A 26364-nucleotide genomic window follows, 5' to 3' on the forward strand; every position below is an offset into this window, starting at 1 on the left:
GACACGCGCTTTCCCGGCGTAACGAGCGAAGCCCCGCTGTGTCGCTCAATATATGTTTATGTACTTTTTCGTACGAAGGGGCGTCCTGTGACCCGCCGCCCCGCGCCCCCGCTCCCACCCCCCAAGGCCCGCCGACACCTGCGGGAGACGGCCGCACTGACACAGACTCAGCTCGCGTCACGGGTGGGTGTCACCCCGGGGACGGTGCGTGCGTGGGAGAGCGGCCGCACGACTCCGCGAGGCCGGAAACGGGAGGCGTACGCGAAGCTGCTGAAGACGCTGGCCGACGAAGAGACGGCACGTCGGACGACACGGCCCCCGCACGCGCACCCGGAATCGACACCGGAAACGGACCCGGCACCGACACCGGAAACGGCACCGGCACCGGCACCGGCACCGAACTCGGGATCCGAATCGGCCCCGGCGCGGAAGCCGCTGCCGCCCGAGCCGGGCCCCGCCCCGGAATCCGGTCCGGAATCCGGTCCGAAATCCACCCTCGAGCCCGCCCCGGAACCCGAGCCCGGCCCCGAGCCGGTCCCCGAGGCGCGGCCCGCACCCGTCGCGCTGACGCCAGCTCAGGCCTTCGACGCGCTGTACGAGTTCGGCGCCCCCGCCCTCGTACGGCAGACCTACCTGCTGACCGGCCGTCGTGAGCAGGCCCGCGAGGCGGTGGAACGGGCCTTCCAGACGGCCTGGGAGCACTGGCCCGAGGTGGCCCGCGACCGGGACCCGGTGGGCTGGGTGCGGGCGACGGCGTACGAGTACGCGCTCTCGCCCTGGCAGCGGCTGCGCCCGCGCCACCGGCACCCGGAGCCCCCGCCCGCCGACCCCGGCGACCGCACCCTGCTGAACACCCTGCTCAGACTCCCCCCGAGACACCGCCGCACGCTGGTGCTGTACGACGGTGTGGGCCTGGACCTGCCCGAGACGGCGGCGGAGACGGAGGCGAGCACCCCGACGGCGGCGAACCGCCTGCTGCGCGCCCGCGAGGCCGTCGCGGGCCGGCTGCCCGCGCTGGCCGACCCGCAGGCGCTGCACCGGCGGCTGGCCGAGCTGGCGTCGAACGAACGGCTGGGCGCGGCACGGCCCCACGCCGTGCGCGGGGACGGCGAGCGCCGGGCGCGGTTCTGGACCCGGACCGCGATCGCGTTCACGGCCGCCCTCATCGGGACCACGGCCCTGACCGTGCGCACCGCGCCCACGCACTACGAACCGCCCGTGTCCCCCGGACAGGCGGTGCGCGGGGTACCGCCCAGGGTGGCTCAGGGCTCCCTGTCGGACGAGGAACTGGAACTGCGGCACAAGCTGCGGGACCAGCTGCAGCACGGGCCGGAACGGCTCAGCCCGAGGCTCGAATGACCCGGCTCGCACGAGGGAGCCAGGCGCCCACCCGGAACGCCGAGTGGCCCGCCCCCTGCGAACAGAGGGCGGGCCACTCGGTGCGGCACGGGCGCTCGGCCCGCGTGCCTGGCAGGTGTCAGCCGGCCAGGATGGCGCGGGCGAGCTTCGCCGTCTCGGTCGGCGTCTTGCCGACCTTGACGCCGGCGGCCTCGAGGGCCTCCTTCTTCGCCTGGGCGGTGCCGGACGAACCGGAGACGATGGCGCCGGCGTGGCCCATGGTCTTGCCCTCGGGCGCGGTGAAGCCCGCGACGTAGCCGACGACCGGCTTGGTCACGTTCTTCGAGATGTACTCGGCCGCACGCTCCTCGGCGTCGCCGCCGATCTCGCCGATCATGACGATCAGGTCGGTCTCGGGGTCGGCCTCGAACGCGGCGAGCGCGTCGATGTGCGTGGTGCCGATGATCGGGTCGCCACCGATGCCGACGGCGGTCGAGAAGCCGATGTCACGCAGCTCGTACATCATCTGGTACGTCAGCGTGCCGGACTTCGAGACCAGGCCGATGCGGCCCGGCTTCGTGATGTCGCCCGGGATGATGCCGACGTTGGACTGGCCCGGCGTGATGATGCCGGGGCAGTTCGGGCCGATGATCCGGGTCTTGTTGCCCTTCTTGCCGGCGTACGACCAGAAGGCGGCCGAGTCGTGCACGGCGATGCCCTCGGTGATCACGACGGCCAGCGGGATCTCGGCGTCGATGGCCTCGACGACGGCGTCCTTGGTGAACTTCTCCGGCACGAAGATGACGGAGACGTTGGCGCCGGTCTTCTCGATGGCCTCCTTGACGGTGCCGAAGACCGGTACCTCGTTGCCGTCGAAGTCCACGGAGGTGCCCGCCTTGCGCGGGTTCACGCCGCCCACGACCTCGGTGCCGTCACCCAGCATGAGCTTGGTGTGCTTCATGCCGGTGGCACCGGTCATGCCCTGGACGATGACCTTGCTGTCCTTGTTGAGCCAGATAGCCATGGTGTGTTGGTGTCCTCGTCCTGAGTGCTTACTTGGCGGCGGCGTGAGCCAGCTCGGCGGCCTTGTCGGCCGCGCCGTCCATGGTGTCGACGCGCTGGACCAGCGGGTGGTTGGCGTCGGTGAGGATCTTGCGGCCCAGCTCGGCGTTGTTGCCGTCGAGACGGACGACGAGCGGCTTCTCGACCTTCTCGCCGCGGTCCTCCAGGAGCTTCAGCGCCTGGACGATGCCGTTGGCGACCTCGTCGCAGGCGGTGATGCCGCCGAAGACGTTGACGAACACGGAGCGGACGTCCGGGTCGCCGAGGATGATCTCCAGGCCGTTCGCCATGACCTGGGCGGAGGCGCCGCCACCGATGTCCAGGAAGTTGGCGGGCTTGACGTTGCCGTGCGCCTCACCGGCGTACGCGACGACGTCCAGGGTGCTCATGACGAGACCGGCGCCGTTGCCGATGATGCCGACCTCGCCGTCGAGCTTGACGTAGTTGAGGTTCTTCTCCTTGGCGGCGGCCTCGAGCGGGTTGGCCGCGGCCTTGTCGTGGAGGGCCTCGAAGTCGGGGTGACGGAACTCGGCGTTGTCGTCCAGCGACACCTTGCCGTCGAGGGCGATGACGTCCCCGGAGACGACCTTGGCCAGCGGGTTGACCTCGACCAGGAGGGCGTCCTCCTTGATGAAGGTGTCCCACAGCTTGACCAGGATGTCGGCGACCTTGTCGGCGACCTCGGCCGGGAACTTCGCGGCCTCGACGATCTCGCGCGCCTTCTCGGGCGTCACACCGTCGATCGCGTCGATCGGGGTCTTGGCGACGGCCTCCGGACGGGTGGCCGCCACCTCCTCGATCTCCACGCCGCCCTCGACGGAGGCGATGGAGAGGAAGGTGCGGTTGGCACGGTCGAGGAGGAAGGAGACGTAGTACTCCTCGACGATCTCGGGGGCGGTCTCGGCGATCATCACCTTGTGGACCGTGTGGCCCTTGATGTCCATGCCGAGGATGTCCGTCGCGCGGGCGACGGCCTCGTCCGCCGAGGCGGCGAGCTTCACGCCGCCGGCCTTGCCGCGGCCACCGACCTTCACCTGAGCCTTGACGACGGACTTGCCGCCCAGACCCTCGGTGATCGCGCGCGCCGCCTCAGGCGTGTCGATGACTTCACCGGCCAGCACCGGTACATCGTGCTTGGCGAAGAGGTCCCTCGCCTGGTACTCGAACAGGTCCACGCGCTTCCGTCCCTATCAGTGATCTCGCGGTTCGTTGGATGCGTGGGCGTGCCGCGAAGGGCAACGTGACGTCCGCTGTGAGTCACAAGGGGGGCGCACACGGTGTCCGAGCGCGCGGCATGTCCGTCTCGCAGGTTATCGCCGCATGCGGAGGGTCTCTAAATCGTGGGTCACACCTGAGCGGTGATGCCTGTCACATGATGCCGCGCTCACTGGCACGGGGTGCCGGGTGTGAGCGGCGTGCGGGGCGCCTCGCGCGGCGGGTGAGGGGCCTCACCGGGCTGGGGTTGACCCGGTGAGGCCCGTGGCGCCCCCGGCGGGCCGCACGGGTGCGGTCCACCGGGGTGCGGTCCGGCTGGTCCCCACCCCAATGGGGACCAGCCGGACCGGACCGCGGGGTTTCGGCCGGACGGAGGCCGACGGCTTTCGGCCGTCCGGGGCCTGCCGCCCCGCGGGGTCTGTGTCCGCCGCCGCGGCGACGAGGCCGCGTGATGCCGGCGCCGAGCGCCGGGCACCGGACGCCCGGCACCGGGTGGGGGCGGGGGTGTCCGGTGCGCCGGGGCGGGGTGCGGCGGCGCGGCGGTTCGTCCGCGGCGGCGGGTACGGCTGATGCGGCGCCGCTCGGGGGCGTGGCTGGAGGCCTGGCGGGTGCCGGGTAAATCCCGGGCGGGTCCCGGGCGGGTCCCGGGCGGGTGCGCGGCACTGCGTGGCCGGGGCGCGGCGAGGGCGCGGCGGAGGAAGGCCGTTCTAGGCGGGGGAGACGGGAATGTCCCGGTACGGCTCCCGGACGCCGGCCGCGTCGGCCCGCTCCGGGGCGCCCGGCAGGATCCGGAAGGTGATCCGGTGCAGCGGGGTGACCGCACGGACGTCCCCGTGACGCGACGTTCCCTGGTCCGCACCGGACACGGCGCCGAGCGACCCGTCGGGGTCCCCGGTGGGCGAGGGGCGGCCGGGCGCGTCCTCGGTGTGCGCGATACCGGGCGGGTGGGGGCGCACGTGCGCGGCGGGCACCGTTCGAGGGCCGGGCTCCGGCCCGTAGCCGACGACGCGCGCCGGGTTCCCGGCTTCCTCTGCGACGCGGGTGTCGGCGGCACCGGAGTCGTTGGCGGGGCCGGCGTCGTCCGCCACCGTCGCCTCCGGTGCCTCCGTCGCGGGCTCGGGGCGCGGGCCCGGGGCTGCCGATCCCGAACGGCCGGAGGGATCGGTCTGATCGGTCCGGCCGACCGGGTCCGTCAGGTCCGTGAACTCGGCCAATTCCGCCAAGTCGACCAAGTCGGCCAGGTCCGGGACATCGGTGAGGTCCGGCACGTCGGCCGGGTCCGAGGGCTTCGGCGGGGCCATCGGGTCCGTCGGGCCGGACGGGTCCGGGAGCACCTGCACCGACGGCACCTCCGCCGTCACGACCGCCCCGAGCCTTTCGGACACGGCGCCGGATCGCGGCTCCGGAACGGCTTCGGCGCCCTGCTTCTGCATCTGTCGCTGCATCTGCGTCTGCGTCTGCGTCTGCGTCTGCGCGGGGACGTCGAGGACCCGGCCGACCGTGTCCGCCAAGGTGTCCGGAGCCTCGTCGGCCGCCTGCGCCCGCCCTCCGCAGAACAGACCGAGCAGGAACACCCCGCCCACCAGCAGCGCCACGTGCAGCGCACGCCGCCCGGCCGCCGTGCGCAGGACGCGCAGAGCGGCACCGGGCAGTACTGCTGACCGGATCAAGGGGCGGAGATCCCTCCCGTGCGGCGGAACTGGGGCCACGCGTCGAACAACGCATCGACACGCCGCGCGATACTCGCACGGACATCCGCAGTTCGTGCAAGCCCCCTTCACACCGATGGGGAGTCATATCCGTTATGACCACGGGAATCAGGACACCCCGGAGCACCGAGTCGTCACCCGGCGTCCGGTATCGGCAGGGGCCGCCGCTCGAGCGCCGCCGCCATCACCTCCGGGAAGAGATCGGGGGTGCAGGCGAAGGCCGGTGCGCCGAGCGCGGCGAGGGACGCCGCGTGTTCCCGGTCGTACGCGGGCGTCCCCTCGTCGGACAGGGCCAGCAGCGTCACGAACTCCACTCCCGCGTGCTTCATCGCCGCGACCCGCTTGAGCATCTCGTCGCGTATGCCTCCCTCGTACAGGTCGCTGATCAGCACGACCACCGTCTCCGCGGGCCGGGTGATCCGCGACTGGCAGTACGCCAGCGCGCGGTTGATGTCCGTACCGCCGCCCAGACGCGTGCCGAAGAGCACGTCGACCGGGTCCTCCAACTGGTCGGTGAGGTCGACGACCGCCGTGTCGAAGACGACGAGCCGGGTGTCGATCGCGCGCATGGACGCCAGCACCGCGCCGAACACGGACGCGTACACGACGGACGCGGCCATCGACCCGGACTGGTCGACACAGAGGACGACCTCCTTCTTCACCGAACGGGAGGCCCGCCCGTAGCCGATGAGCCGCTCCGGAACGACGGTCCGGTGCTCCGGCAGGTAGTGCTTGAGATTGGCCGCGATCGTGCGGTGCCAGTCGATGTCGTGGTGCCGGGGGCGGCTGACGCGGGCGCTGCGGTCCAGGGCACCGGTCAGGACGGCACGGGCACGGGTGGCGAGCCGCTCCTCCAGGTCCTCGACGACCTTGCGCACGACGGTCCGTGCCGTCTCCTTCGTCGTCTCCGGCATCGCCTGGTGCAGGGACAGCAGGGTGCCGACCAGGTGCACGTCGGCCTCCACCGCCTCGAGCATCTCCGGCTCCAGCAGGAGGGTGTCGAGCCCGAGCCGGTCGATCGCGTCCCGCTGCATGACCTGGACGACGGAGGAGGGGAAGTAGGTCCTGATGTCCCCCAGCCAGCGCGCCACTGCCGGTGCGGAGGCCCCCAGCCCGGCCGCACGGTCCCGCCCGGCCCGTGGGGCGCCGCCCTTCCCGTAGAGCGCGGTGAGTGCCCCGTCCATCGCGGCGTCCCGGCCGGACAGCGCGTGGCCGGTGCCGTCGGCCGCGTCGCCGCCGAGGACGAGGCGCCACCGCCGCAGCCGTTCCCGCGCCGCCCCGTCGGCGTCCACCGGCTCGGTAGCCGTCGTGTGTCCGGTCGGGTGCCCCGTCATGTGCCCACTCCCACCAGGTCGTCGTCGTCCGCTGCCGGGTCCCCGCCCAGCAGCAGCCGGATCACCGGCAGGACCGCGTCGGCCCGCGCGGTGTCGAGGCCGGCCGCGAAGCCCGGTATGCCGGAGCCCGCCGTCGTCACGCTCCCCCGCGCCTCCGGCCCGCGTCTGACCAGCTCGCCCACGCCGCGGCGCACTCCCGGCTCGTAGGCGGAGAAGGTGCGGCGCAGCAGGGGCAGTACGTCCGTGAACGCGTCCGCCGGCACGCCGGTCAGCCAGGCGTCGATCAGGGCCAGCAGCCGCTCGTCGTGCAGGAGGAGCATGCCGCCGCCCGAGCCGCCGCCGACGAAGCCCTCGATCCAGGCCGCCGCGTCCGTCGGCGCGGTCCCCGGGGACAGCACCAGGCCCATGATCCGCGCCGCCTCGTCGGGCGCCAGCTCACCGTCGTCCAGCAGCAGCCGTACGGCACGCCCGCGGACGACGCCGGGCACCGCGTCCCGTGCGGAGAGGGTCCGCAGCACTGTCCGCCAGCGGGACCGCAGGTCGCCGTGGCCCGGCGCGGGGGCGTCGCCGAGCAGGCCCACGGCCGTGTGCACGGAGTCCACGTGACGGCGCATCTCCTCGGCCGCGTCGGCGTCCAGTGCGGCGCAGGCCGCGGGCAGGCCGACGAAGACGCGCTCGGCGAGACCGGCGGCGACCTCGGCCAGCGCTCCGGTGTCCGTGCCGCGCACATCGCCGTAGCGCAGTGAACGGACGAGGGCGGGCAGGGCCTCGGCGAGGTGGCCGACGTCCGTGTCGAGCGCCGCGCGGTCGGCGAGGATCCGCATCACCGGCGTGAGCGCGTCCGGCAGTTCGGCCAGCAGACAGCGTTCGGCGAGCGCGGTGACCTCGGCCAGGCCCCGCGCGGTGACGGCGTCCGCCTCGGCCCTGGCCGTGGCCGCGGCGAGCACCGTCGTGCCCCACACCCCGGCCTCGGCGACGCGCACCGACAGCTCCGGCTCCCACCGCAGCCGCCACGTCTCCCGGAACGTGCCGGTGCTGCGCGAGGCGGTCGGCTCGCCCCAGCCGACGCCGAGCAGCCGCAGCCGGTGCAGGAGTCTGCTGCGCCCGGTGTCGGTCTCCTTGCGCAGGTCCAGCTCCAGCTCACGCTCCGCGGCCTCGGGTTTGAGCCGCAGCCGCCGCTGGGTCAGGGTCAGGTCCCGCTGCAACGGCACCGCGGGCGCCCCGGCGGGAACCTCGCCCAGCACGTCCCCCACCACCAGCCGGTCGTGGACCAGCGCCAGCGGCACGTCCGAACCGTCGCACAGCACCGCCCGCACGGCGTCCGTCGTCTCACTCAGCCCGGGCAGCGGGCGTCCACGGATCGCCGCGAGCGTCCCGGCCAGCCGCGCCGCCTCGATGACGTGCGCCGGGGAGACGGTCCTGCCCTCCTCCCGCAGCAGTCCGGCCACCCTGGTCAGCCATCGCTCGACGGGCCGGTCGACCGCGGCGAACAGATGCCCGTACCAGCCCGGTGACTCGATGCCCGCCCCGTACCCGCCGGCCCGGGACAGTCGGCGATGGGTCCAGGGCACCCAGGTCATGTCCACCTTGGTCCTGGGCAGCCCCTTCACCAGGGCCCGGTCGGCGGCGACGGCGGCCCTGCGCCGCAGCGCGGGCACGTGCCAGGCCCCGCAGACCACGGCCACGCCCTCGGCGAACTCCCGCCGCGCGGCCCGGACCTGGAGCCGCATGTAGGCCTCCCGCACGAGGTCCCGGTCGTGGACGGCGTCCCCCTCGCCGCCCTCCTCGGTCTCGCGCAGCGCCGTCATGGCCTCCTCCAGCGCCGTGAACGGGGCGAACACGTCCCCCTCCCCCGGTCCCCGGTGCTCGATCACGTCCTCCCACCAGCGCTCCGGGTCGTCGTGCCCGGCGGCCGAGGCGAGGACGGCGAGCGGGTCGCCCCGGACGTCGAGGGAAGCCGCACCGGGCACGTCCCCTCCTTCCCGGCCGTCCCCCGGCCCGGTCACCTCCTCGTCCGCCTGCCCGGTCCTCTCCTCGTCGGCCTGCCCGGTCGTCTCCTCGTCCGCCGCTCGCCAGGCGAGCGTGTGCGCGGCCGGGAGGTCGATGAAGCGGGCCGGGACTCCGTGTTCCAGGGCCCAGCGGACGGCCACCCACTCGGGGGAGAACTCGGCCAGCGGCCAGAACGCCGAGCGCCCCGGCTCGTCCACGGCGTGGGCGAGGAGGGCGACCGGCGGCCGCATGTCCTCGTCGGCGGCCAGCGGGATCAGGGCGTCGGCCTCCGGCGGCCCTTCGACCAGCACCACCCCCGGCCGGGCGGCCTCCAGCGCGGCCCGCACGGCCCGCGCCGACCCCGGCCCGTGGTGGCGGACGCCCAGCAGCGACAGCCGGCCTCCGGGTTCGCCGGTGCCGCCGGGACCGCCGGACCCGCCGCTCCCGGCCCCGTCAGTGCCCGCCACGCCGTCCCCCTCGCCTACGGGTCCAGCTCGAGTCCCCGTCGTCCCCCGCGCCCGCCGTCGTACCGGTCACCACGGCGCCCGTCACCGCGGCGCCCGCCCCACCTCGCGTCCACATCCCCGTGCCGCTCATGCGGACACCTCCCGGCAGGCCCGGTAGAAGTCCTGCCAGCCGTCGCGTTCGCGCACGACCGTCTCCAGGTACTCCTGCCAGACGACGCGGTCGGTTCCCGGGTCGCGGACGACCGCGCCTAGGACGCCCGCCGCGACGTCGCCGGGCCGCAGCACCCCGTCGCCGAAGTGGGCGGACAGGGCGAGACCGCCGGTGACGACGGAGATCGCCTCGGCCGTGGACAGCGTGCCGCTGGGCGACTTGACCTTCGTACGGCCGTCGCTCGTCAGCCCGTCGCGCAGCTCGCGGAAGACGGTGACGACACGGCGGATCTCGTCGGTGCCGTCGGGCGCCGACGGCAGGTCGAGGGAGCGGCCGATCTGGTCGACGCGACGCGTGACGATGTCGACCTCGGCCTCGGCGCTCTCCGGGAGCGGCAGCACGACGGTGTTGAAGCGGCGGCGCAGGGCGCTGGACAGCTCGTTGACCCCGCGGTCGCGGTCGTTGGCGGTGGCGATCAGGTTGAAGCCGCGTACCGCCTGCACCTCCTGGCCCAGTTCCGGTATGGGCAGGGTCTTCTCCGACAGGATGGTGATCAGGGTGTCCTGTACATCGGCCGGAATGCGGGTCAGCTCCTCCACGCGGGCGGTCGTGCCCTCCGCCATGGCCCGCATCACCGGGCTGGGCACCAAGGCGTCCCGGCCGGGACCGTGGGCGAGGAGCCGTGCGTAGTTCCAGCCGTAGCGGATCGCTTCCTCGGGTGTGCCGGCCGTCCCCTGCACCAGCAGGGTCGAGTCGCCGCTGACGGCCGCGGCGAGGTGCTCGGACACCCAGGTCTTCGCCGTACCGGGCAGCCCGAGCAGGAGCAGTGCGCGATCGGTGGCGAGCGTGCTGACGGCGACCTCGACGACGCGGCGCGGGCCCACGTACTTCGGGGTGATGACCGTGCCGTCGGGCAGCGTCCCGCCGCGCAGGTAGAGGGCGACCGCCCACGGTGACAGCCTCCAGCGGTCCGGACGCGGACGGTCGTCCTGCGCGGCGAGCGCGGCCAGTTCGGCCGCGAACGCGTGCTCGGCGTGCGGCCGCAAGACCTCGGTCCCGGACGTCTGCACTACACCTGCGGACATGGCTGATTCCCCCTCCAGCTAGGCCGGTTCGATCTGCCGTCCACGGTGCACCACGCCACTGACAATCGCCCTGACCTGCACAAACAGGCTCGTCCACGTCATTGTCAGTGGCGGGATCTACCTTCGATGGCATGACGCAGCAGGGGGCGAGCCGGACCGAACGGCACGAGCACGCGGAGGAGAGGACGGCGGCCCCGTCCGCCCCCGCGGCCGTGACCGGTGATCCCGAGGCGGCGCGGCGCCGGGCGGAGCGGCGGGCCGAGCGGATCACCGCGGGCGCGACGGAGTTGGAGCAGCGCCTCGCGGATCTCCTGCGCGGCGGTCTGGCCGGCGCCGGACAAGCGGGGCCCGGGCTGTGGGAGGAGACGGCGGCCCGCATGGTCGACGCCCAGGCGCCGGGACTGGCCTCGCGGGTGAGGGAGCTGGGGTCCATACCGTCGTCGGGCCCCGGCTGGCCGGTGCGGCTGCTCGAGGAGTGCGCCCTGCTCCATCTGCTCGACCAGGGCTGGTTGCGTCGCGAGCGGCTGCCGGACGGCCTGGCGGCGACGGTCCGTGCACGCGTGGGCCTGCAAGCGGCCGCGGACGGCCCCCCGGTGCGGGACCACTGGCTGGTACTCGCTCAGTACGACACCGCGGACACCAGGCTGACGACCCGTCGCATCTGGCTGCACGGCGCGGAGTCGGAGCGCACGGCGCTGCTCCTCTCCTACGGGGCCGGGGGCCGTGCACCGGAGCTGGCGCTGCCGGTCGGGCTGGCCCTGGACGCGGAGCTCTCGGCGTACCCGGGAGCGGTCCGGCAGCGAGCGGCCCTCGGCCGGCGGTTCGCACCGCCCGAGCCCGCGCGGACACGCCCCAGGGGGCTCACGACGTCCCAGGCGGCCGTCCGTTACGGCGGGGCCCTCCGCGACGACCCGTGGCTGGACTCGGTGCCGGTGGCCCTGGACCGGGTGGTCCCCGTGCCGGACGGCGACGGCTGGCAACTGGCGGACGCCGACGGGGACACGGCCCTGCCGCTCGCCCCGGCCGCCGGGAGCCGGTCGGGACTGTGGCGGCTGGTCGCCCTGTCGGGCGGCGCGCCGGTCACGGTCTTCGGCGAGTGCGGCCACCGGGGCTTCACGCCGCTGACGGCCTGGCCGGCCGGGCCGGGCCCGGCGGTGCCGCTGTGCTGACCCGTCCCGGGCGACGGGACCGGAACGGAACCTGAGGGGAACGACATGACCAGGACTCCCACCCCCGCGGACACGTCCACCGTAACCAGGGTGGACGCCGTGCCCCGGACCACCGTCCGGGCAGCAGCCACCAACGGATCCCGATCCACATCCGAAGCCGAAACCGAAACCGCCGTGCCGCCGGCGGAGACGGTCCGCCAGCCGGCGTCGGCCCGCCCGCCGGTGGCCTCCGCCCCACCCTCGGCGGCTTCCGAACCCGGCGTGTGGGAGGGGCTGGTCACCTCGGCGCTGCTGGGTACGGACCGGCGTACTCCGCCGGGCGGCGGGCGGGGGCACGGCGCCGCGGGCGCCTTGCTGGACGCGGCGGCCGCGGAGACCGTACGCCGTCGCGCGGGACTGCGACCGGCCCGCGCCGCCCGGCGCCTCGACCCCGCGCCCGAGGACCGACGCACGCCGCTGCCGTCCGCTGCCGTCCACCGCCTCATGATGCTGCTCACCGACCGCCCCGGCGCGGCGGGCGGCGGCCGCAGAGGCAGCGCGCCCGATCTGATGGAACTGCTGCCCCAATGGCTGGCGACGGCGAACGCCCGCGGTTTCGCGGCACCGCCCCAGGCGCTTCCCGCACTGCTGGACGCGGCGCGTGGCCGTACGGACCTGCGGCCTGCGGCGCTGACGTTCGCGGGGCCCCGTGCCCTGTGGCTGGCCCGGCTGAACCCGGACTGGCGGTTCGCCCTGCGGGCGACGCACGGCGGCGTCGCCACCGTGTCCGGTCCGGATGCCACCGGGCGGGTGCGGCGGCTCTGGGACGAGGGCCTGTTCGCCGAGCGGATCGCTCTCCTGGCGTCCCTGCGCACCCGTGACCCCGCGGGCGCCCGCGAGTTGCTGATGTCCACCTGGGCCACGGAACGGGCCGAGGACCGGCTGATGTTCCTCGACTCGCTGCGGACGGGGCTGGAAGCGGCGGACGAGCCGTTCCTGGAGCAGGCGCTGGCCGACCGCAGCCGCAATGTCCGGGCCACGGCGGCGGAGTTGCTGTCGGCGCTGCCGCGCTCGGCGCTGGCCGCGCGCATGGGGGCGCGAGCCGTGACCTGTGTGTCCCTCGACCGCAGCCTCACCCCACCGGCGATCGTCGTCGAAGCGCCCCACGAGTGCGACGCGGGCATGGAGCGGGACGGTGTGGTGGCCAAGCCGCCCGCGGGACGGGGTGAACGTTCGTGGTGGTTCGGCCAGTTGGTGGAGGCGGCGCCGCTTGCCTGCTGGCCGGACCGGCTCGCGGACTGTACGGCCGAGGAGATCGTCGCTCTCCCGGTGTCGGACGGCTGGCAGAGCGAGCTGCACGCGGCGTGGTGCCGTGCGGCGGTACGACAGCGCGACGGCGCTTGGGCGAGGGCGTTGCTGGGAGCGCCCACCGCGCCCGAGGCGGGCGGTCCTGGCGCGGTGTCCCTGGCCGAGCGGGCCAAGTTGCTCGGCACCCTGAGTGCCGGCGAACGCGCCGAGTGGGTCGCCGGGTTCATCGCGACGCACGGACTGTCCGAGGCGTTCCAGCTGCTCGGCATGTGCGGAGTGCCGTGGGCCACGCCGCTCGGGCGTGCGGTGGTCGACGCGCTCAACATCGCCCGCGACGCCGGGAGCTACCCGTGGAGCTTCAGCGGCGTGATGGGGCTGGCCGAACGCTGCCTCGACCCCTCGGAGGCGGGCCGCTTCGACGGCCTGCTGGCGATACCGGACGAGTCGGCGGACGCGTCACCGGGAGCCGGAGGGTACTGGGCGGAGGCCTTCCAACGGCTCGTGACGACGTTGCGGTTGCGGGCGGCGATGGCCGAGGAGCTCCGGGCCGGGTAGCGACGGCGCCGCGTCGGCACAGGGCACGGGAGGGACACGCCGTCGCCCAGGGCGTCGGGCCCGCGCGCGCAGACCCAGCGGCGCACACCCGCCCGCACCGGCGCACACCCGCACCCACAGGCACACGGGCGCACCCACCGGCACCCAACGGCACACGGGCGCACCCACAGGCACCCGCCCGGGCCGCCGGCGCACGCGCCCGGGGACCCGCACCGGCCCGGCGGGCGGCGACTACGCCCCCGCGTGCTCCCGCACGTTCGCCCGGACCCAGTCCACGATGGACGCCGTGGTCGCGCCGGGCGTGAAGATCTCCGCGACGCCCTTCTCCTTCAGCGGGGCGATGTCCGCCTCGGGGATGATCCCGCCGCCGAAGACCAGGATGTCGGCCGCGTCCCGCTCCCGGAGCAGCTCGATCACCGCGGCGAAGAGCGTGTTGTGCGCACCGGAGAGGATGGACAGCCCGATCGCGTCGGCGTCCTCCTGGATCGCGGTGTCGACGATCTGCTCGGGAGTCTGGTGGAGCCCGGTGTAGATGACCTCCATACCGGCGTCGCGCAGGGCCCGCGCGATCACCTTGGCCCCGCGATCGTGGCCGTCGAGCCCCGGCTTGGCCACCACCACGCGGATCGGACCGGCTGCCACACCCATCACTGCCTCCATGAAGCGACTACATCCATCCGTACCGACAAGTACCGCACACTTCGCGTCTCACGGCGCGGAGACCCCGCACCACGACGGCCGGGGAAGTGAACGAACGTTATCGCCAGCATCCCGCAACCGGCAGTTTCGCGGTGGATACAGAGGGGGAAATCACACGGTGGGACACGTTCGCCGCGCACCGCACCAGGGCGCGGCGGCACATTGCGCACGGAGCACCGCAGCGAGGGCGGCACAGGACGGCGGCGAGCGGGCCTCGCCACCCACCGCTTCACCTCACGCACACCACAGGCCTCGTACGGCTCGTACGGCCCATGCGGCCCTGAGACGTGCGTAAACCTCGCGAACATCACCAATCTCTGGTGTCACGGCGCTCCATCGAGGGCACACGGGGGACAGAGGCGTCCCTGCGTGCCGACAGGAGGTCGGCCCATGAAGGTCACCACGGCAGCACTGCCCCTTCTCCCGCTCATTCAGCGTCTCCTGCCCGGCCTGCCGGGGCTCCCCACGATCCCGGGGCTCCCCGCCCTCCCCGGACTGTCCGAGGTGGCAGCCCTTCCCGGCCGGCTGACCGGGCTCTCCCTGAACCTCCTGAAGGCGAGCGCCCTCGAGGCCGCGATCCTCGCCGGGCACCTCCTCCTTTATCCCTCCGGGATCATCCAGGAGCGCCGTCCGGCCCAGGCGCTCCGGCCGACGGACTCCCGGGACCCGCAGCCGTCACCCCCGCCCCTCAGGCTCCCGGTCCCCACCAGCCCCCCGGTCGTCCTGCTGCACGGCTTCATCGACAACCGCTCGGTCTTCCTGCTGCTGCGCCGCAGCCTGGCCCAGCACGGCAGGCACGAGATCGAGTCGCTGAACTACTCCCCTCTGACCTGCGACATCCGCACCGCCGCCGAACTGCTGGGCCGGCACGTCGAGGAGATCTGCGAGCGGACCGGCAGCGAGCGCGTCGACGTGGTCGGGCACAGCCTCGGCGGCCTGATCGCGCGCTACTACGTGCAGTGCCTCGGCGGAGACCGCCGGGTCCGCACCCTCGTGACGCTCGGCACTCCGCACGCCGGCACCAAGGTGGTACCGCTGGCGAACGCGCACCCGATCGTGCGCCAGATGCGTCCCGGATCGGCGGTGATCGACGAGCTGACCCGGCCGGCGCCCGGCTGCCGTACGCGGTTCGTCAGCTTCTGGAGCGACCTGGACCACGTCATGGATCCGCTGGAGACGGCCTGCCTCGACCATCCCGACCTGAGCGTGCAGAACGTACGGGTGAGCGGCATCGGTCACCTCGCGCTGCCCTTGCACCCCACCGTCGCCACGGGGGTCCGGCAGGCACTCGACACCGCCGGACCGGAACCGGAAACGGACTCCGAATCCGGGGGACTCACTATCGCCTGAGACCGAAGCAACCCGTTCGGACTCGAACAAAAGTCGAACGCAAAGCCAAACCCGTGCCCGCCCTCCCCCAAAACACGGCCGATTGCCCGTTTCCTTCGCGCGCGAAACCTGCGGAAGATTGTCGTGCCCGTATACCGCCGGGTACAGTCGCCGCACTGCTCTGGCAGCCCCTGTTGTCGAGGCGAAAGAGAAGTTGGTGAACGACCGTCACCCGTCGGGGACCGGAAACACCCCGGCTTCGGCTTCCGACGCCGCTTCGGCGCAGTACGCGCCGTACGGCACAGGGGAGGCCCAGTACGGCGACCTCACCACGTACGGCGGTTACGACGCCACCGGTTTCTCCACCGGCGGTGCCGACCCCTCCGCATTCGACGCGGACCCCCTCTTCGGCAGCATGCCGGGCCACTACACCGGCACCCACGACGCCACGGGCTCGTACGACGCCACCCAGTGGTCCACCGGCGGTGCGCAGACCCTGCACTACGACGCGTACGCGGCCCAGCACCAGGCCGCCTACGACACGGGCGCCTACGACGCGACGGCCTGGACGGCCGGGTACCAGCAGCCCGGCTCCATGACGCCGCAGGCGACGGCCACCGACGCCACCGGGCAGTGGGACACCGGCGCCTGGAGCACACCGGACCAGTCGGGCGACCCGGCCGACGGAACCCAGCAGTGGCACTGGGGAACGCAGACCCTCGAAACGGGCACCTTCGAGACGGCCGCCTTCGGAACCACCACGCACGACACCGGCGCCTACGAGACGGGCGCCTACGCGACCGGCACGTTCCACGCCGGCGCGTTCGCGGGCGGTCCGGTGGACACCGGCGCCTACGACGCCACCCAGTGGAACGCGGACGCCACCGCCACCGCCGTGGTCGAGGACACGACCCGCCCGGCCGGGCACCCCGCACCGGACGACGCCACGCGGGACGCCCCGCCCGTCGCCGAGGACTCCGACTTCGCCGCGTCGGAGGGGGCGGCGGAATCCGTCCCGTACGACGTCGAGTTGGCCGCCACCGGTGAACTTCCCGCCGTGACCGCCCTCCTGGACGACCAGGAGGAGGTCACGCCGGCCGCCCGGATCCCGGCCGCACGCACCGGCTCCCGCGCCGGGGCGCGTTCCCGTCGCCGCCAGCCCGCCAAGCGCTCCGCGCTGCTGACCATCGCGGTGCCCTCGGCCTGCGTGATGAGCGTCGCCGGTATCGCGGCCGCCTCCGTCGGCAGCCTGACCGGCGACGAGGGCACGGAGACCGCGGCGTCGGCACCGGACCCGGGCAACGCGAAGGCCGCGCCGGTGAAACCGTCCGCCGCCAACAACAAGCTGGACACCCAGCTCACCAGCCTGGCCGCCGGCGCCGACGACTTCGCCGACCGGGCCAGCCGGACCCAGGAGCGCATCGACCTCAAGGCCGAGCAGGCCGCCGAGAAGAGGCGCGCGGCGGAGGAGGCGGCCCGCAAGGAGCGACTGCGCCCCAAGTTCGCCCTCCCGGTGGAGCAGCACGGCCTCAGCGCGTACTACGGGCAGGCCGGCATCAACTGGATGTCCATCCACACCGGCATCGACTTCCCCGTGTCGTACGGGACGAAGGTGATGGCGGCGACCGACGGCACCGTGCGGACGCAGTACAACAGCGCGTACGGCAACATGATGATCGTGACGGCGAAGGACGGCACGGAGACGTGGTACTGCCACCTCTCCAGCTACCAGGTCCCCTCCGGTACGACCGTGAAGGCGGGCGACGCGATCGCGTTCTCCGGCAACTCGGGCAACTCCACCGGTCCGCACCTGCACTTCGAGGTGCGCCCCGCGGGCGGCTCGTCGATCGACCCGCTCCCGTGGCTGCGCAGCCACGGCGTCAGCCCGACGTGACGCCGTAACGTCTCAGCAGCCCGAGCCGGTCCGGGCCCGGGCCGATGCCCGGGCCCGCACTGCGCCTCGCCGCGCCGGCCCGGGCCGCGCCGCTAGAGCTTCTCCACCGGCGCGTACCGCAGCAGCAGCCGCTTCGGCTTGGTGTCCCCGAAGTCGATCGTCGCCTCCGCGTTGGACCCGGTGCCCTTGACCCCGACCACCGTGCCGAGCCCGAACTGGTCGTGCGTGACGCGGTCGCCGACCGCCAGCGAGACCGTCGGCTGCTCGGCGCCGGCCGACCTGCGGGTCGCGAAGCCCGACGCGCCCGACGCCGAGGAGCGGGAACGGGACGAGGACAGCGAGGCCGCCACACCCGAGACCGGCGCGGAGGGCGCGGGACCGTTCGCCCCGGTGCGCTTCCACTCCAGGTGGGGGGCCGGGATCTCCTCCAGGAACCGGGAGGGCGGGTTGTAGGACGGCTGGCCCCAGGCGCTGCGCAGTGTCGACCGGGTCAGGTAGAGCCGCTCGCGGGCGCGCGTGATCCCGACATAGGCGAGGCGCCGTTCCTCCTCCAGCTCCTTGGCCTGGCCGAGGGCGCGCATGTGCGGGAAGACGCCGTCCTCCATGCCGGTGAGGAAGACGACCGGGAACTCCAGGCCCTTGGCCGTGTGCAGGGTCATCAGGGTGACGACGCCGTCGCCGTCCTCCTCGTCCGGGATCTGGTCGGAGTCGGCGACGAGCGCGACCTTCTCCAGGAAGTCGGCCAGCGTCCCGGCCTCCTCGCCCTCGGCCCGCTCCTGCTCGAACTCCAGGGCGACGGCGGCGAGTTCCTGGAGGTTCTCGATGCGGGTCTCGTCCTGGGGGTCGGTGGAGGCCTGCAACTCCGCCAGGTACCCCGTGCGTTCGAGGATCGCCTCGAGGACGGTCGCCGGTCCGGCGCCGGACTCGACGATCGTGCGGAGGTCCTCCATGAGCGTGTTGAACCGCTTGACGGCGTTGGCGGAGCGCGCGGCCATGCCGTACGCCTCGTCGACGCGCTTCAGGGCCTGCGGGAAGCTGATCCTCTCGCGCTGGGAGAGGGCGTCGATCATCGCCTCGGCGCGGTCGCCGATGCCTCGCTTGGGGACGTTGAGGATGCGGCGCAGCGGCACCGAGTCCTCGGGGTTGGCCAGGACCCGCAGGTAGGCCAGGACGTCCCGGACCTCCTTGCGCTCGTAGAAGCGGACGCCGCCGACGACCTTGTAGGGCAGGCCGGTGCGGATGAAGATCTCTTCGAAGACACGGGACTGGGCGTTGGTCCGGTAGAAGACGGCGACGTCGCCGGCCTTGGCCTCGCCCGCGTCGGTGAGGCGGTCTATCTCGTCGGCGACGAACTGCGCCTCGTCGTGCTCGGTGTCGGCGACGTACCCGGTGATCTGGGCGCCGCTGCCCTGGTTGGTCCACAGGTTCTTGGGGCGGCGGGACTCGTTGCGCTCGATGACCGCGTTGGCGGCGCTGAGGATGGTCTGCGTGGAGCGGTAGTTCTGCTCGAGCAGGATCGTCGTCGCGTCCGGGTAGTCCTCCTCGAACTGGAGGATGTTGCGGATGGTGGCGCCGCGGAAGGCGTAGATCGACTGGTCGGCGTCGCCCACCACGCACAGCTCGGCGGGCGGCACCTCGGCCTCGGGCGGCACGTCGACGGGGTGCTCCGAGGGGACGCCGACCAGCTCGCGCACCAGGGCGTACTGGGCGTGGTTGGTGTCCTGGTACTCGTCGACCAGGACGTGCCGGAAGCGGCGGCGGTAGTGCTCGGCGACGTCCGGGAAGGCGCGCAGCAGATTGACCGTCGTCATGATCAGGTCGTCGAAGTCGAGGGCGTTGGCCTCGCGCAGCCTCGACTGGTACATCGCGTAGGCCTGCGCGAGCGTCTTCTCGAAACCTCCCCCAGACTCCGTCTGGGAGGTGCCCCCAGCGGCCTGGGCGGCGAAGTCCTCCTCGTCGATCAGCTCGTTCTTCAGGTTGCTGATCTTCGCGCTGAAGGACTTCGGCGGGAAGCGCTTCGGGTCCAGGTCCAGGTCGCGGCAGACCAGCGCCATGAGCCGCTTGGAGTCTGCGGCGTCGTAGATCGAGAACGACGAGGTGAAGCCGAGCTTCTTCGACTCGCGGCGCAGGATGCGCACGCACGCGCTGTGGAACGTCATCACCCACATCGCGTTGGCGCGCGGGCCGACGAGCTGCTCGACGCGCTCCTTCATCTCGCCCGCGGCCTTGTTGGTGAAGGTGATCGCGAGGATCTGGCCGGGGTGGACGCTCCGCTCGGCCAGCAGGTGGGCGATGCGGTGGGTCAGCACGCGGGTCTTGCCGGAGCCGGCGCCGGCCACGATCAGCAGCGGGGAGCCGGAGTGGACGACGGCGGCCCGCTGGTTCTCGTTCAGCCCCTCCAGGAGCGCCGCGGCGTCCAGGGCGGGGCGCGGGGCGCCGTCCCGGTAGTGGGTGTCCCGCTCCGGAGGCGCGTCGAACTTCCCGCCGAACAGATCGTGCGGAACCTGCTCCGGTCCGTGATCGTCCTCGGGCGGCGGCGGGGGTTCCTCCTCGTGACCCCGGGGGGTCTGGAGGCTCGCCAGGAAGCTGTCGTCAAAGAGGCTGCTCATCGCTCTCCGAGTCTAGGGCGCCCCACCGACAACCCGGTGCCGCCCCGGAAAATGCCCACCGCGCCCCGGCGCGGGCACGCCCTGCGACCAGCGGAACCACGAAGAGTGACGTTCGCGACCGGCCCGGAGGCGCCCGAACGAAAGGTCACGAAAATGTATCGGGCATATCACCCACCAACCTTCACAGCGGCCACACGAGTTGGCTACGGTGCGGGGCAGGCCGCTCGACCCCCTCCGGCGAACCTCGCCGGGCCGCGCGGCCTCCGCCGAGTCCGGTCTGCCCGCACGGCACCCGGAGCCGGGGACCCACCGAGACCTTGGGGTGAATCGGCCGCACCGCCCTCGCCGAGACGAGAGGGCGGCCCGCCGTAGGGCAACCCTTCCGAACCACCGCCCGAACCCTCCCCCAGAGCCTGAACGGCCTGGGGGTGCCCCCATCGCTAACCCGGTAGGCGGAGCACTGGAAGGAGTCGCCTCCTTGGCGTCGCACCGCAAGTCGCGTCCCACCGGTCCCCGCGTCGCGGGCATACGGACCCCGGCCCTCGCCACCGCGGCCCTCACCTCCGTCGCCCTGTTGTCCCAGACGGCGAACGCCACGCCGTCGGACGACCGGCCGACCCTGGAGGAGGTCGAGAAGAAGGTCGACGACCTCTACCGGCAGGCCGGGTCGGCGACCGAGAAGTACAACGCGGCCAAGGAGAAGACCTCCAAGCAGCGCAAGAAGGTCGACGGCCTCCTCGACGACGTCGCCCAGCGCACCCAGAAGCTCAACGACGCGCGCGAGGAGCTGGGTTCGTTCGCCTCCGCCCAGTACCGCACGGGCGCCGCGGTCCCGGAGACCGCGACCCTCCTGCTCGCGGACTCGCCGCAGGACTACTTCGACCAGAACCAGCTGATGGACCGGCTCACCGGTCGGCAGAAGAGCGCCGTCGACGACTACGTCACCCAGCAGTCCGAGACGATGAAGAAGCGCCGGGAGGCCACCGAGGGCCTCGAGACGCTCACCGAGTCGCAGAACGACCTGAAGACGGCCAAGTCGACCGTCCAGAAGAAGCTCGCCACCGCGCGGGAGCTGCTGTCGGAACTGACCGCCGAGGAGAAGGCCCGGCTGGCGGCGATCGAGAAGAAGAAGCAGGAGGAGGCCGAGCGCAAGGCCGCCGAGCTGGCGAAGCAGCAGGCGGCGCAGGAGGAGGCCGAGCGCAAGCGCCGGGAGGAGGCCGCCCAGCAGGAGAGCGGCTCCGGGTCCTCGGGGACCTCCGGCGGCACCGGTTCGTCGGACTCCTCGGGCTCGTCGACGCCGGGCGCCTCGACCGGGACCAAGGCCGAGAAGGCGATCGCCTTCGCCCGCGCCCAGATCGGCAAGCCGTACGTCTGGGGCGCCACGGGCCCCGGCTCCTACGACTGCTCGGGCCTCACCCAGGCCGCCTGGAAGGCCGCGGGCGTGACGCTGCCGCGCGTCACCTACGACCAGGTCAACGCCGGCACGACGGTCTCCGTCTCCCAGGCACAACCCGGTGACCTTGTCTTCTTCTACGACGACATCAGCCACGTCGGCCTGTACATCGGCGACGGCATGATGATCCACGCCCCGAAGCCGGGCGCGTACGTCCGCGAGGAGTCGATCTTCTACGACGGCGAGTCGTCGATCTACAGCGTGGTGCGTCCCGGCTGACCAGCACGGTTCTCTACTATCGTGGTCATGTCACCGGCCACCCACCACCCCTCCGCGCTGCGCACCTGGCTGGAGCGGCGTCCACCGGCGGCCGGGGCCGCGGTGATGGCGACCGGCATCGTGTCGGTCGCCCTGCATCTGACCGGCCGCGAGGTCCTGTCCCGGATCGCGCTGGCCCTGGCCTGTGTCGCCTGGCTGATACTGGCGGCGAACTTCGTCCACCTGTTGTTCACGGACCGGCCGCAGTGGGTCGAGCGGGCGGGGACACCGGGCGCTCTGACGGCCGTCGCCGCCACGACCGTGCTCGGCACCCGTTTCTCGCTGCTGGGCTGGTCGCTCCTGGCGGCGGTGCTGCTGGTGCTGGCGGCCCTGCTGTGGCCGTGGCTGCTGCTCCTGGTGGTGCGGCACTGGGGGCGCAGGATGCCCGGGGCGGTGTTCCTGGGCTGCGTGGCCACGGAGGGGCTGGCCGTGCTCGCCGCGACGCTCTCCGCGGCCACCTCGACGCCCTGGCTGGCGCATGCGGCGCTGGTGCCGTTCTGGCTGGGGATCGTGCTCTATCTGATCGCGCTGTTCCGCTTCGACCTGCGACAGGTGGCCCGGGGCTCCGGGGACCACTGGGTGGCGGGCGGCGCGCTCGCCATATCGGCCCTCGCCGGGGCCAAACTGCTCGCGGCGGCCGGGACCGGCATGTACCTGTGGAACGCCGACGACCAGGCCGTCCTGCACGACCTGACGGTCTTCCTGCTCGCGCTGGACCTCGCCTGGTACGCCGTGCTGCTGGCCGCCGAGATCGCCTGGCCGCGCCTCCGCTACGACGTGCGCCGCTGGTCGACGGTCTTCCCGCTCGGCATGACGGCGGCGGCGACGCTGTCGGTGTCCGCCGTCGTCGACGTCCCGTGGCTGGACGCGCCGGGCCGGGCGCTGCTGTGGATCGCGGTGGCCGGTTGGCTGGCGGTCGCTACGGGGGCGGTCGCCCGGGCCCGCTGCAGGCTGCGGTCCGTGGCGGCGGACTCCGGAACGGCGGTCAGGTCCACAGCACCGCGATGAAGACGTTCACCAGGGTCAGCCCGCCCACCAGGCCGAACAGCGACTTCTCCACCTTCTCCTCGTCGCGCTTCACGTAGACCAGCCCGAGGATCACGATCAGTACGGCGAGCTTCACGCCCATCTTGACGTTGTCTACGGAATAGTCCTGGGCCTGGTTGAGGCCGATCAGGACGGCACCGGTGACCAGCATCGTCAGCGCGCCGTGCAGCATCGCGGGCGTGAACCGGGCGGCGCCCTGCCCCATCGCCTTCATCTGGGTCAGGAAGCCGCCGAGGAGCGCGGCGATGCCGATGATGTGCAGGCCGACGAAGATGTGGATGAGTACGTCCATGAGGCCGGAGCCTAATGAGCCCTCGAACGCCCCCGGACACCGGCCCGTCCCGGCACCTCCCGTAGCAGCTCACGTCTCCCGCCTGCCTCCGGTCCGGCATATCGGTCATCACCCTGCGTGAAGAAGGCGGGCCCCGGAGAGGATTGCGGTCACATAAGGTCGCCACCTGATCCACTGCCGCCACTTCCGCGCATCCCGTCACCGGACCGTTACCCACGCGCCTAGCGTCCTGGCCCAGGCGACCGGAACGAACCGGAGCCGCCCCGGCACGGGCCGGAGTCGAGTCGTACGGAAGGACGTGGATCGCAGGTGGGAACGCACCGCAGGCCGCGACAGCGCGCGAAGGGCGGCGGCAGAGCCCGTACGGCGGCCACGATCACCCTCGCGGGGGCGGCCACCGCGACGGGCCTGGGCGGAACGACCGTGCAGGCCGCTCCGCAGCCGACGGCGGCGCAGGTCAGGGCCAAGGTGGACAAGCTCTACCAGGAGGCCGAGGTGGCGACGGAGAAGTACAACGGCGCGAAGGAGAAGGCGGACGCCGCCGAACAGCGCCTGGAGGAACTGCGGGACGAGGCCGCCCGCAAGGAGGACCGGCTGAACTCGGCACGGGAGGCCCTGGGTTCGGTCGCGGCGGCGCAGTACCGCAGCGGCGGCCTCGACCCGGCCCTCCAGCTGGCGCTCTCCTCGGACCCGGACCGGTACCTCGACGGCGCCGCGTTCGCCGAACGCGCGGGCAGCCGACAGCGGGCCGAGGTGGGCCGCGTGCGCAAGGAGCTCCGCGACATCGAGCAACTGCGCGGCGCCGCCCGCGTCGAGGTGACCTCGCTGAAGTCCCGCCGGGCGGAGCTGAAACGTCACCGCGAGACCGTCACCGGCAAGCTGGAGAAGGCCCGCAGCCTGCTGTCCCGGCTGACCACCGAGGAACGCGCCGGCGCCGGCGACCGGGCCTCCCGCTCGACGCCGGGCCCCCGCGAGGGCCTGTCCGCCTCGTCCCAGGCCCCCAACTCCCGTGCCGCCGCGGCCGTCGCCTACGCCTACCAGAAGCTCGGCAGCCCCTACGTGTGGGGCGCGACCGGCCCGAACGCCTTCGACTGCTCGGGCCTCACCCAGGCCGCCTACCGCGCCGCCGGCGTCTCCCTCCCCCGCACGACCTACGCCCAGATCGACGCGGGGCGGCGGGTGGGCCGGTCCGAACTCCTCCCGGGGGACCTGGTCTTCTTCTACTCGGGCATCAGCCACGTCGGCATCTACGTCGGCAACGGCCGGATGATCCACGCCCCGAACCCGTCGGCACCGGTGCGTGTCGCCCCGGTGGACGAGATGCCGTTCGCGGGGGCGGCTCGGGTGGTGTGAGCCGCCGCCCCGTACGGGGCCGTCAGACCAGCCGTCGTGCCGTCGCCCACCGGGTCAGCTCGTGCCGGTTGGACAGCTGGAGCTTGCGCAGGACCGCGGAGACGTGGGACTCGACGGTCTTGACCGAGATGTAGAGCTGCTTGGCGATCTCCTTGTACGCGTAGCCGCGGGCGATCAGACGCAGCACCTCGCGCTCGCGCTGGGTGAGACGGTCGAGGTCCTCGTCGACCGGCGGGGCGTCGGTGGAGGCGAACGCGTCGAGGACGAAGCCGGCCAGGCGCGGGGAGAAGACGGCGTCGCCCTCCTGGACACGGAAGACGGAGTTGACCAGGTCGGTGCCGGTGATGGTCTTGGTGACGTAGCCCCGGGCGCCGCCGCGGATCACACCGATCACGTCCTCCGCCGCGTCCGAGACGGACAGGGCGAGGAAGCGGACGGGCCGCTCGGCGTCGCTCATCAGGGGCGCGCAGCGGCGCAGCACCTCGACCCCGCCGCCGCCGGGGAGGTGGACGTCGAGGAGGACGACCTCGGGGCGGGTCGCGGTGATGACCGTGACGGCCTGGTCGACGTCGGCGGCCTCGCCGACGACCTCGACCCCGGTCTCGGCGGTCTGGCCGATCTCGGCCTGGACGCCGGTGCGGAACATGCGGTGGTCGTCGACGAGCACCACCCGTACGTGACGCTCCCCCGCGCCGTCACCGGCCGGCTGCGCGGGCCGGGCCGCCTCGCCCGCCCCCGCCGTTCCCGCCGTTCCGTTCGCCTCGGTCGGGTCGCTCATGACGTCTTCTCCGCCCTCTCCATTTCCAGTTCGACCTCCGTGCCGCCGTCCGGCACCGCGCGCAGCCGCGCCGTGCCGCCGTTGCGCTCCATGCGGCCGATGATCGATTCTCTGACGCCCATGCGGTCGGCGGGTATCGAGTCGAGGTCGAAGCCGGGGCCGCGGTCCCGGACGGACACGAAGACCGTCCTGCCCTCGACTTCGGCGAAGACCTGTACGGCGCCGCCCTCGCCACCGTACTTGGCCGCGTTCACCATCGCTTCGCGTGCCGCCTGCATCTGTGCGCTGGTCCTCTCGTCGAGCGGGCAGTCGCCGACGACAACCACCTCGAGGGGGACGCCGTGCTTGTCCTCGACCTCCGCGGCGTTGCGCTTGACGGCCTCGGCGAGGGTGGTGGGCTCGTCGTCCTCGTCCTTGCCGTTGCCCTCCGGCTTGTAGAGCCAGGCTCTCAGGTCGCGCTCCTGGGCGCGGGCGAGGCGGCGCACCTCCCCCGCGTTCTCCGCATTGCGCTGGATCAGGGTCAGGGTGTGCAGCACGGAGTCGTGGACGTGGGCGGCGACCTCGGCGCGCTCCTGGGCGCGGATGCGCATCAGCCGCTCCTCGGAGAGGTCCTGCGTCATCCGCACCAGGTAGGGGCCGGCGAGGAGTGTTATCCCGACGAGGACGGCGAGGGCCGCCTGGAGGACGGAGCCGAGGTGGGCGGCGGATCCCTGGAGGACGAAGATGCCGGTGACTCCGGCCGTCACCAGCAGGACGCCGGCCACCGAGCGCAGCAGGGTGACGGTGCGGCGGTGGCGTCCCACCTCCGCCCAGCGGGCCCGGCGCGCGTTGTCCGCCTGGCGCCAGACGAGGGCGACGCCGGCGCCGACGAGCACGGTCGGCCACAGGTAGACCTTGGCTCCGCCGCCGAGGTCGACGTTGCCCACGAAGACCAGGGCGACGACGACCATGAGGAGCAGGGCGACTATCTGCCCCTTGTCCGGCTTGCGGGCGACGAGTCTGCGGCGGCCGTCCGGCGCGGTCTCGGAGGTGACGAGGGACGGCGGCTTCTGCGCCTCCACGCCCCCGACGCCCAGCGGCACGAAGAACCAGAAGGCCGCGTACAGCAGCGCGCCCAGGCCGTCGGCCATGAACAGGCCGACGAAGGCGAACCGGACCCAGATGACGGGCAGCCCGAGATGTCCGGCGAGCCCCCGCGCCACCCCGCCGAGCCAGCGTCCGTCGCTGCTTCGGTAGAGCTTGCGCGGCGGCCGCGGTTCGACGACGGGTGCTGCTGCGGCTTCCGGCATGA

General features: G+C 73.0%; 19 protein-coding genes. 8 read left to right on the top strand and 11 right to left on the bottom strand.

Annotated elements, in window-relative coordinates:
* Positions 1 to 87 precede the first annotated feature (87 nt).
* A complete protein-coding gene (locus OHA99_RS14220; RefSeq protein WP_405696029.1) occupies positions 88 to 1359 on the top strand; it encodes a sigma factor-like helix-turn-helix DNA-binding protein in 1272 nt (423 codons plus the stop codon).
* Positions 1360 to 1477: 118 nt separating this feature from the next.
* On the opposite strand, the gene sucD is transcribed toward OHA99_RS14220, so the two are convergent.
* The 6 genes from sucD to OHA99_RS14250 all read right to left on the bottom strand — a co-directional run bounded on the left by sucD (position 1478) and on the right by OHA99_RS14250 (position 10350).
* Positions 1478 to 2362, bottom strand: a complete 885-nt coding sequence (sucD, locus tag OHA99_RS14225) for a succinate--CoA ligase subunit alpha (protein ID WP_003974163.1) — start codon at positions 2360 to 2362, stop codon at positions 1478 to 1480.
* Between the two features lie 28 nt (positions 2363 to 2390).
* Entirely contained in the window at positions 2391 to 3575 is a 1185-nt protein-coding gene (gene sucC / locus OHA99_RS14230; protein WP_007444050.1) for an ADP-forming succinate--CoA ligase subunit beta, read from the bottom strand.
* 747 nt (positions 3576 to 4322) lie between these two features.
* Entirely contained in the window at positions 4323 to 5285 is a 963-nt protein-coding gene (locus OHA99_RS14235) for a hypothetical protein (protein WP_405696038.1), read from the bottom strand.
* Positions 5286 to 5458: 173 nt separating this feature from the next.
* The gene (locus tag OHA99_RS14240) at positions 5459 to 6658 is read right to left on the bottom strand and encodes a VWA domain-containing protein (RefSeq protein WP_345962504.1); all 1200 of its coding nucleotides are present in this window, start codon (positions 6656 to 6658) and stop codon (positions 5459 to 5461) included.
* Entirely contained in the window at positions 6655 to 9114 is a 2460-nt protein-coding gene (locus OHA99_RS14245) for a DUF5682 family protein (protein ID WP_405696040.1), read from the bottom strand. Before OHA99_RS14245 ends, OHA99_RS14240 begins: the two co-directional genes overlap by 4 nt.
* 126 nt (positions 9115 to 9240) lie before the next feature.
* Complete coding sequence (locus OHA99_RS14250; RefSeq protein WP_153178325.1) at positions 9241 to 10350, bottom strand: AAA family ATPase; 1110 nt, start codon at positions 10348 to 10350, stop codon at positions 9241 to 9243.
* Positions 10351 to 10481: 131 nt separating this feature from the next.
* Between OHA99_RS14250 and OHA99_RS14255 the strand changes: the two genes are divergently transcribed.
* Both OHA99_RS14255 and OHA99_RS14260 read left to right on the top strand, forming a co-directional pair.
* On the top strand, positions 10482 to 11519 hold the full coding sequence (locus tag OHA99_RS14255) for a hypothetical protein (RefSeq protein ID WP_164383530.1): 1038 nt from the start codon (positions 10482 to 10484) through the stop codon (positions 11517 to 11519).
* 99 nt (positions 11520 to 11618) lie between these two features.
* Complete coding sequence (locus OHA99_RS14260) at positions 11619 to 13361, top strand: DUF5691 domain-containing protein (protein ID WP_405698948.1); 1743 nt, start codon at positions 11619 to 11621, stop codon at positions 13359 to 13361.
* A gap of 231 nt (positions 13362 to 13592) precedes the next feature.
* Here OHA99_RS14260 and OHA99_RS14265 read toward each other — a convergent pair whose 3' ends face one another.
* Entirely contained in the window at positions 13593 to 14009 is a 417-nt protein-coding gene (locus tag OHA99_RS14265; RefSeq protein ID WP_007444094.1) for a cobalamin B12-binding domain-containing protein, read from the bottom strand.
* A 441-nt stretch (positions 14010 to 14450) separates the two neighbouring features.
* On the opposite strand from OHA99_RS14265, the gene OHA99_RS14270 reads away from it, so the two are divergent.
* Together OHA99_RS14270 and OHA99_RS14275 are read left to right on the top strand one after the other, a co-directional pair.
* The gene (locus tag OHA99_RS14270) at positions 14451 to 15410 is read left to right on the top strand and encodes an esterase/lipase family protein (RefSeq protein ID WP_405696041.1); all 960 of its coding nucleotides are present in this window, start codon (positions 14451 to 14453) and stop codon (positions 15408 to 15410) included.
* Between the two features lie 196 nt (positions 15411 to 15606).
* Positions 15607 to 17283, top strand: a complete 1677-nt coding sequence (locus OHA99_RS14275; protein WP_405696042.1) for a peptidoglycan DD-metalloendopeptidase family protein — start codon at positions 15607 to 15609, stop codon at positions 17281 to 17283.
* 92 nt (positions 17284 to 17375) lie between these two features.
* Here the strand turns inward: OHA99_RS14275 and pcrA are convergent, their stop codons facing one another.
* Positions 17376 to 19892: a DNA helicase PcrA gene (pcrA, locus tag OHA99_RS14280; RefSeq protein ID WP_405696044.1), complete on the bottom strand. Its 2517-nt coding sequence runs from the start codon at positions 19890 to 19892 to the stop codon at positions 17376 to 17378.
* A 478-nt stretch (positions 19893 to 20370) separates the two neighbouring features.
* On the opposite strand from pcrA, the gene OHA99_RS14285 reads away from it, so the two are divergent.
* Positions 20371 to 21564, top strand: a complete 1194-nt coding sequence (locus OHA99_RS14285; protein WP_405696046.1) for an NlpC/P60 family protein — start codon at positions 20371 to 20373, stop codon at positions 21562 to 21564.
* A gap of 27 nt (positions 21565 to 21591) precedes the next feature.
* Entirely contained in the window at positions 21592 to 22611 is a 1020-nt protein-coding gene (locus OHA99_RS14290; RefSeq protein WP_405696047.1) for a tellurite resistance/C4-dicarboxylate transporter family protein, read from the top strand.
* Here the strand turns inward: OHA99_RS14290 and OHA99_RS14295 are convergent.
* Positions 22589 to 22942 (bottom strand): hypothetical protein, encoded by a 354-nt coding sequence (locus OHA99_RS14295; RefSeq protein WP_405696049.1) that lies wholly within the window; start codon positions 22940 to 22942, stop codon positions 22589 to 22591. The genes OHA99_RS14290 and OHA99_RS14295 overlap by 23 nt on opposite strands.
* Positions 22943 to 23251: 309 nt before the next feature.
* Between OHA99_RS14295 and OHA99_RS14300 the strand changes: the two genes are divergently transcribed.
* Positions 23252 to 24295 carry a C40 family peptidase gene (locus OHA99_RS14300; protein WP_153178334.1) on the top strand — a complete coding sequence of 348 codons (1044 nt, stop codon included), beginning with the start codon at positions 23252 to 23254 and terminating at the stop codon, positions 24293 to 24295.
* Positions 24296 to 24317: 22 nt separating this feature from the next.
* On the opposite strand, the gene OHA99_RS14305 is transcribed toward OHA99_RS14300, so the two are convergent.
* Positions 24318 to 25073 (bottom strand): response regulator transcription factor, encoded by a 756-nt coding sequence (locus OHA99_RS14305; RefSeq protein WP_153178335.1) that lies wholly within the window; start codon positions 25071 to 25073, stop codon positions 24318 to 24320.
* Positions 25070 to 26362, bottom strand: coding sequence for an ATP-binding protein (locus tag OHA99_RS14310; RefSeq protein WP_007444081.1), 1293 nt, complete (start codon positions 26360 to 26362; stop codon positions 25070 to 25072). The genes OHA99_RS14305 and OHA99_RS14310 overlap by 4 nt, the downstream gene beginning before the upstream one ends.
* Positions 26363 to 26364 lie beyond the last annotated feature (2 nt).

This window comes from Streptomyces coelicoflavus, from assembly GCF_045041415.1.
Classification (GTDB): domain Bacteria; phylum Actinomycetota; class Actinomycetes; order Streptomycetales; family Streptomycetaceae; genus Streptomyces; species Streptomyces coelicoflavus.

Coding starts and splice junctions, on each gene's coding strand:
- OHA99_RS14255 (WP_164383530.1), top strand. CDS start 10,482: ATGACGCAGCAGGGGGCGAGCCGGACCGAACGGCACGAGCACGCGGAG.
- OHA99_RS14270 (WP_405696041.1), top strand. CDS start 14,451: ATGAAGGTCACCACGGCAGCACTGCCCCTTCTCCCGCTCATTCAGCGT.
- OHA99_RS14240 (WP_345962504.1), bottom strand. CDS start 6,658: ATGACGGGGCACCCGACCGGACACACGACGGCTACCGAGCCGGTGGAC.
- OHA99_RS14290 (WP_405696047.1), top strand. CDS start 21,592: ATGTCACCGGCCACCCACCACCCCTCCGCGCTGCGCACCTGGCTGGAG.
- pcrA (WP_405696044.1), bottom strand. CDS start 19,892: ATGAGCAGCCTCTTTGACGACAGCTTCCTGGCGAGCCTCCAGACCCCC.
- OHA99_RS14305 (WP_153178335.1), bottom strand. CDS start 25,073: ATGAGCGACCCGACCGAGGCGAACGGAACGGCGGGAACGGCGGGGGCG.
- OHA99_RS14250 (WP_153178325.1), bottom strand. CDS start 10,350: ATGTCCGCAGGTGTAGTGCAGACGTCCGGGACCGAGGTCTTGCGGCCG.
- OHA99_RS14310 (WP_007444081.1), bottom strand. CDS start 26,362: ATGCCGGAAGCCGCAGCAGCACCCGTCGTCGAACCGCGGCCGCCGCGC.
- OHA99_RS14265 (WP_007444094.1), bottom strand. CDS start 14,009: ATGGGTGTGGCAGCCGGTCCGATCCGCGTGGTGGTGGCCAAGCCGGGG.
- sucD (WP_003974163.1), bottom strand. CDS start 2,362: ATGGCTATCTGGCTCAACAAGGACAGCAAGGTCATCGTCCAGGGCATG.
- OHA99_RS14295 (WP_405696049.1), bottom strand. CDS start 22,942: ATGGACGTACTCATCCACATCTTCGTCGGCCTGCACATCATCGGCATC.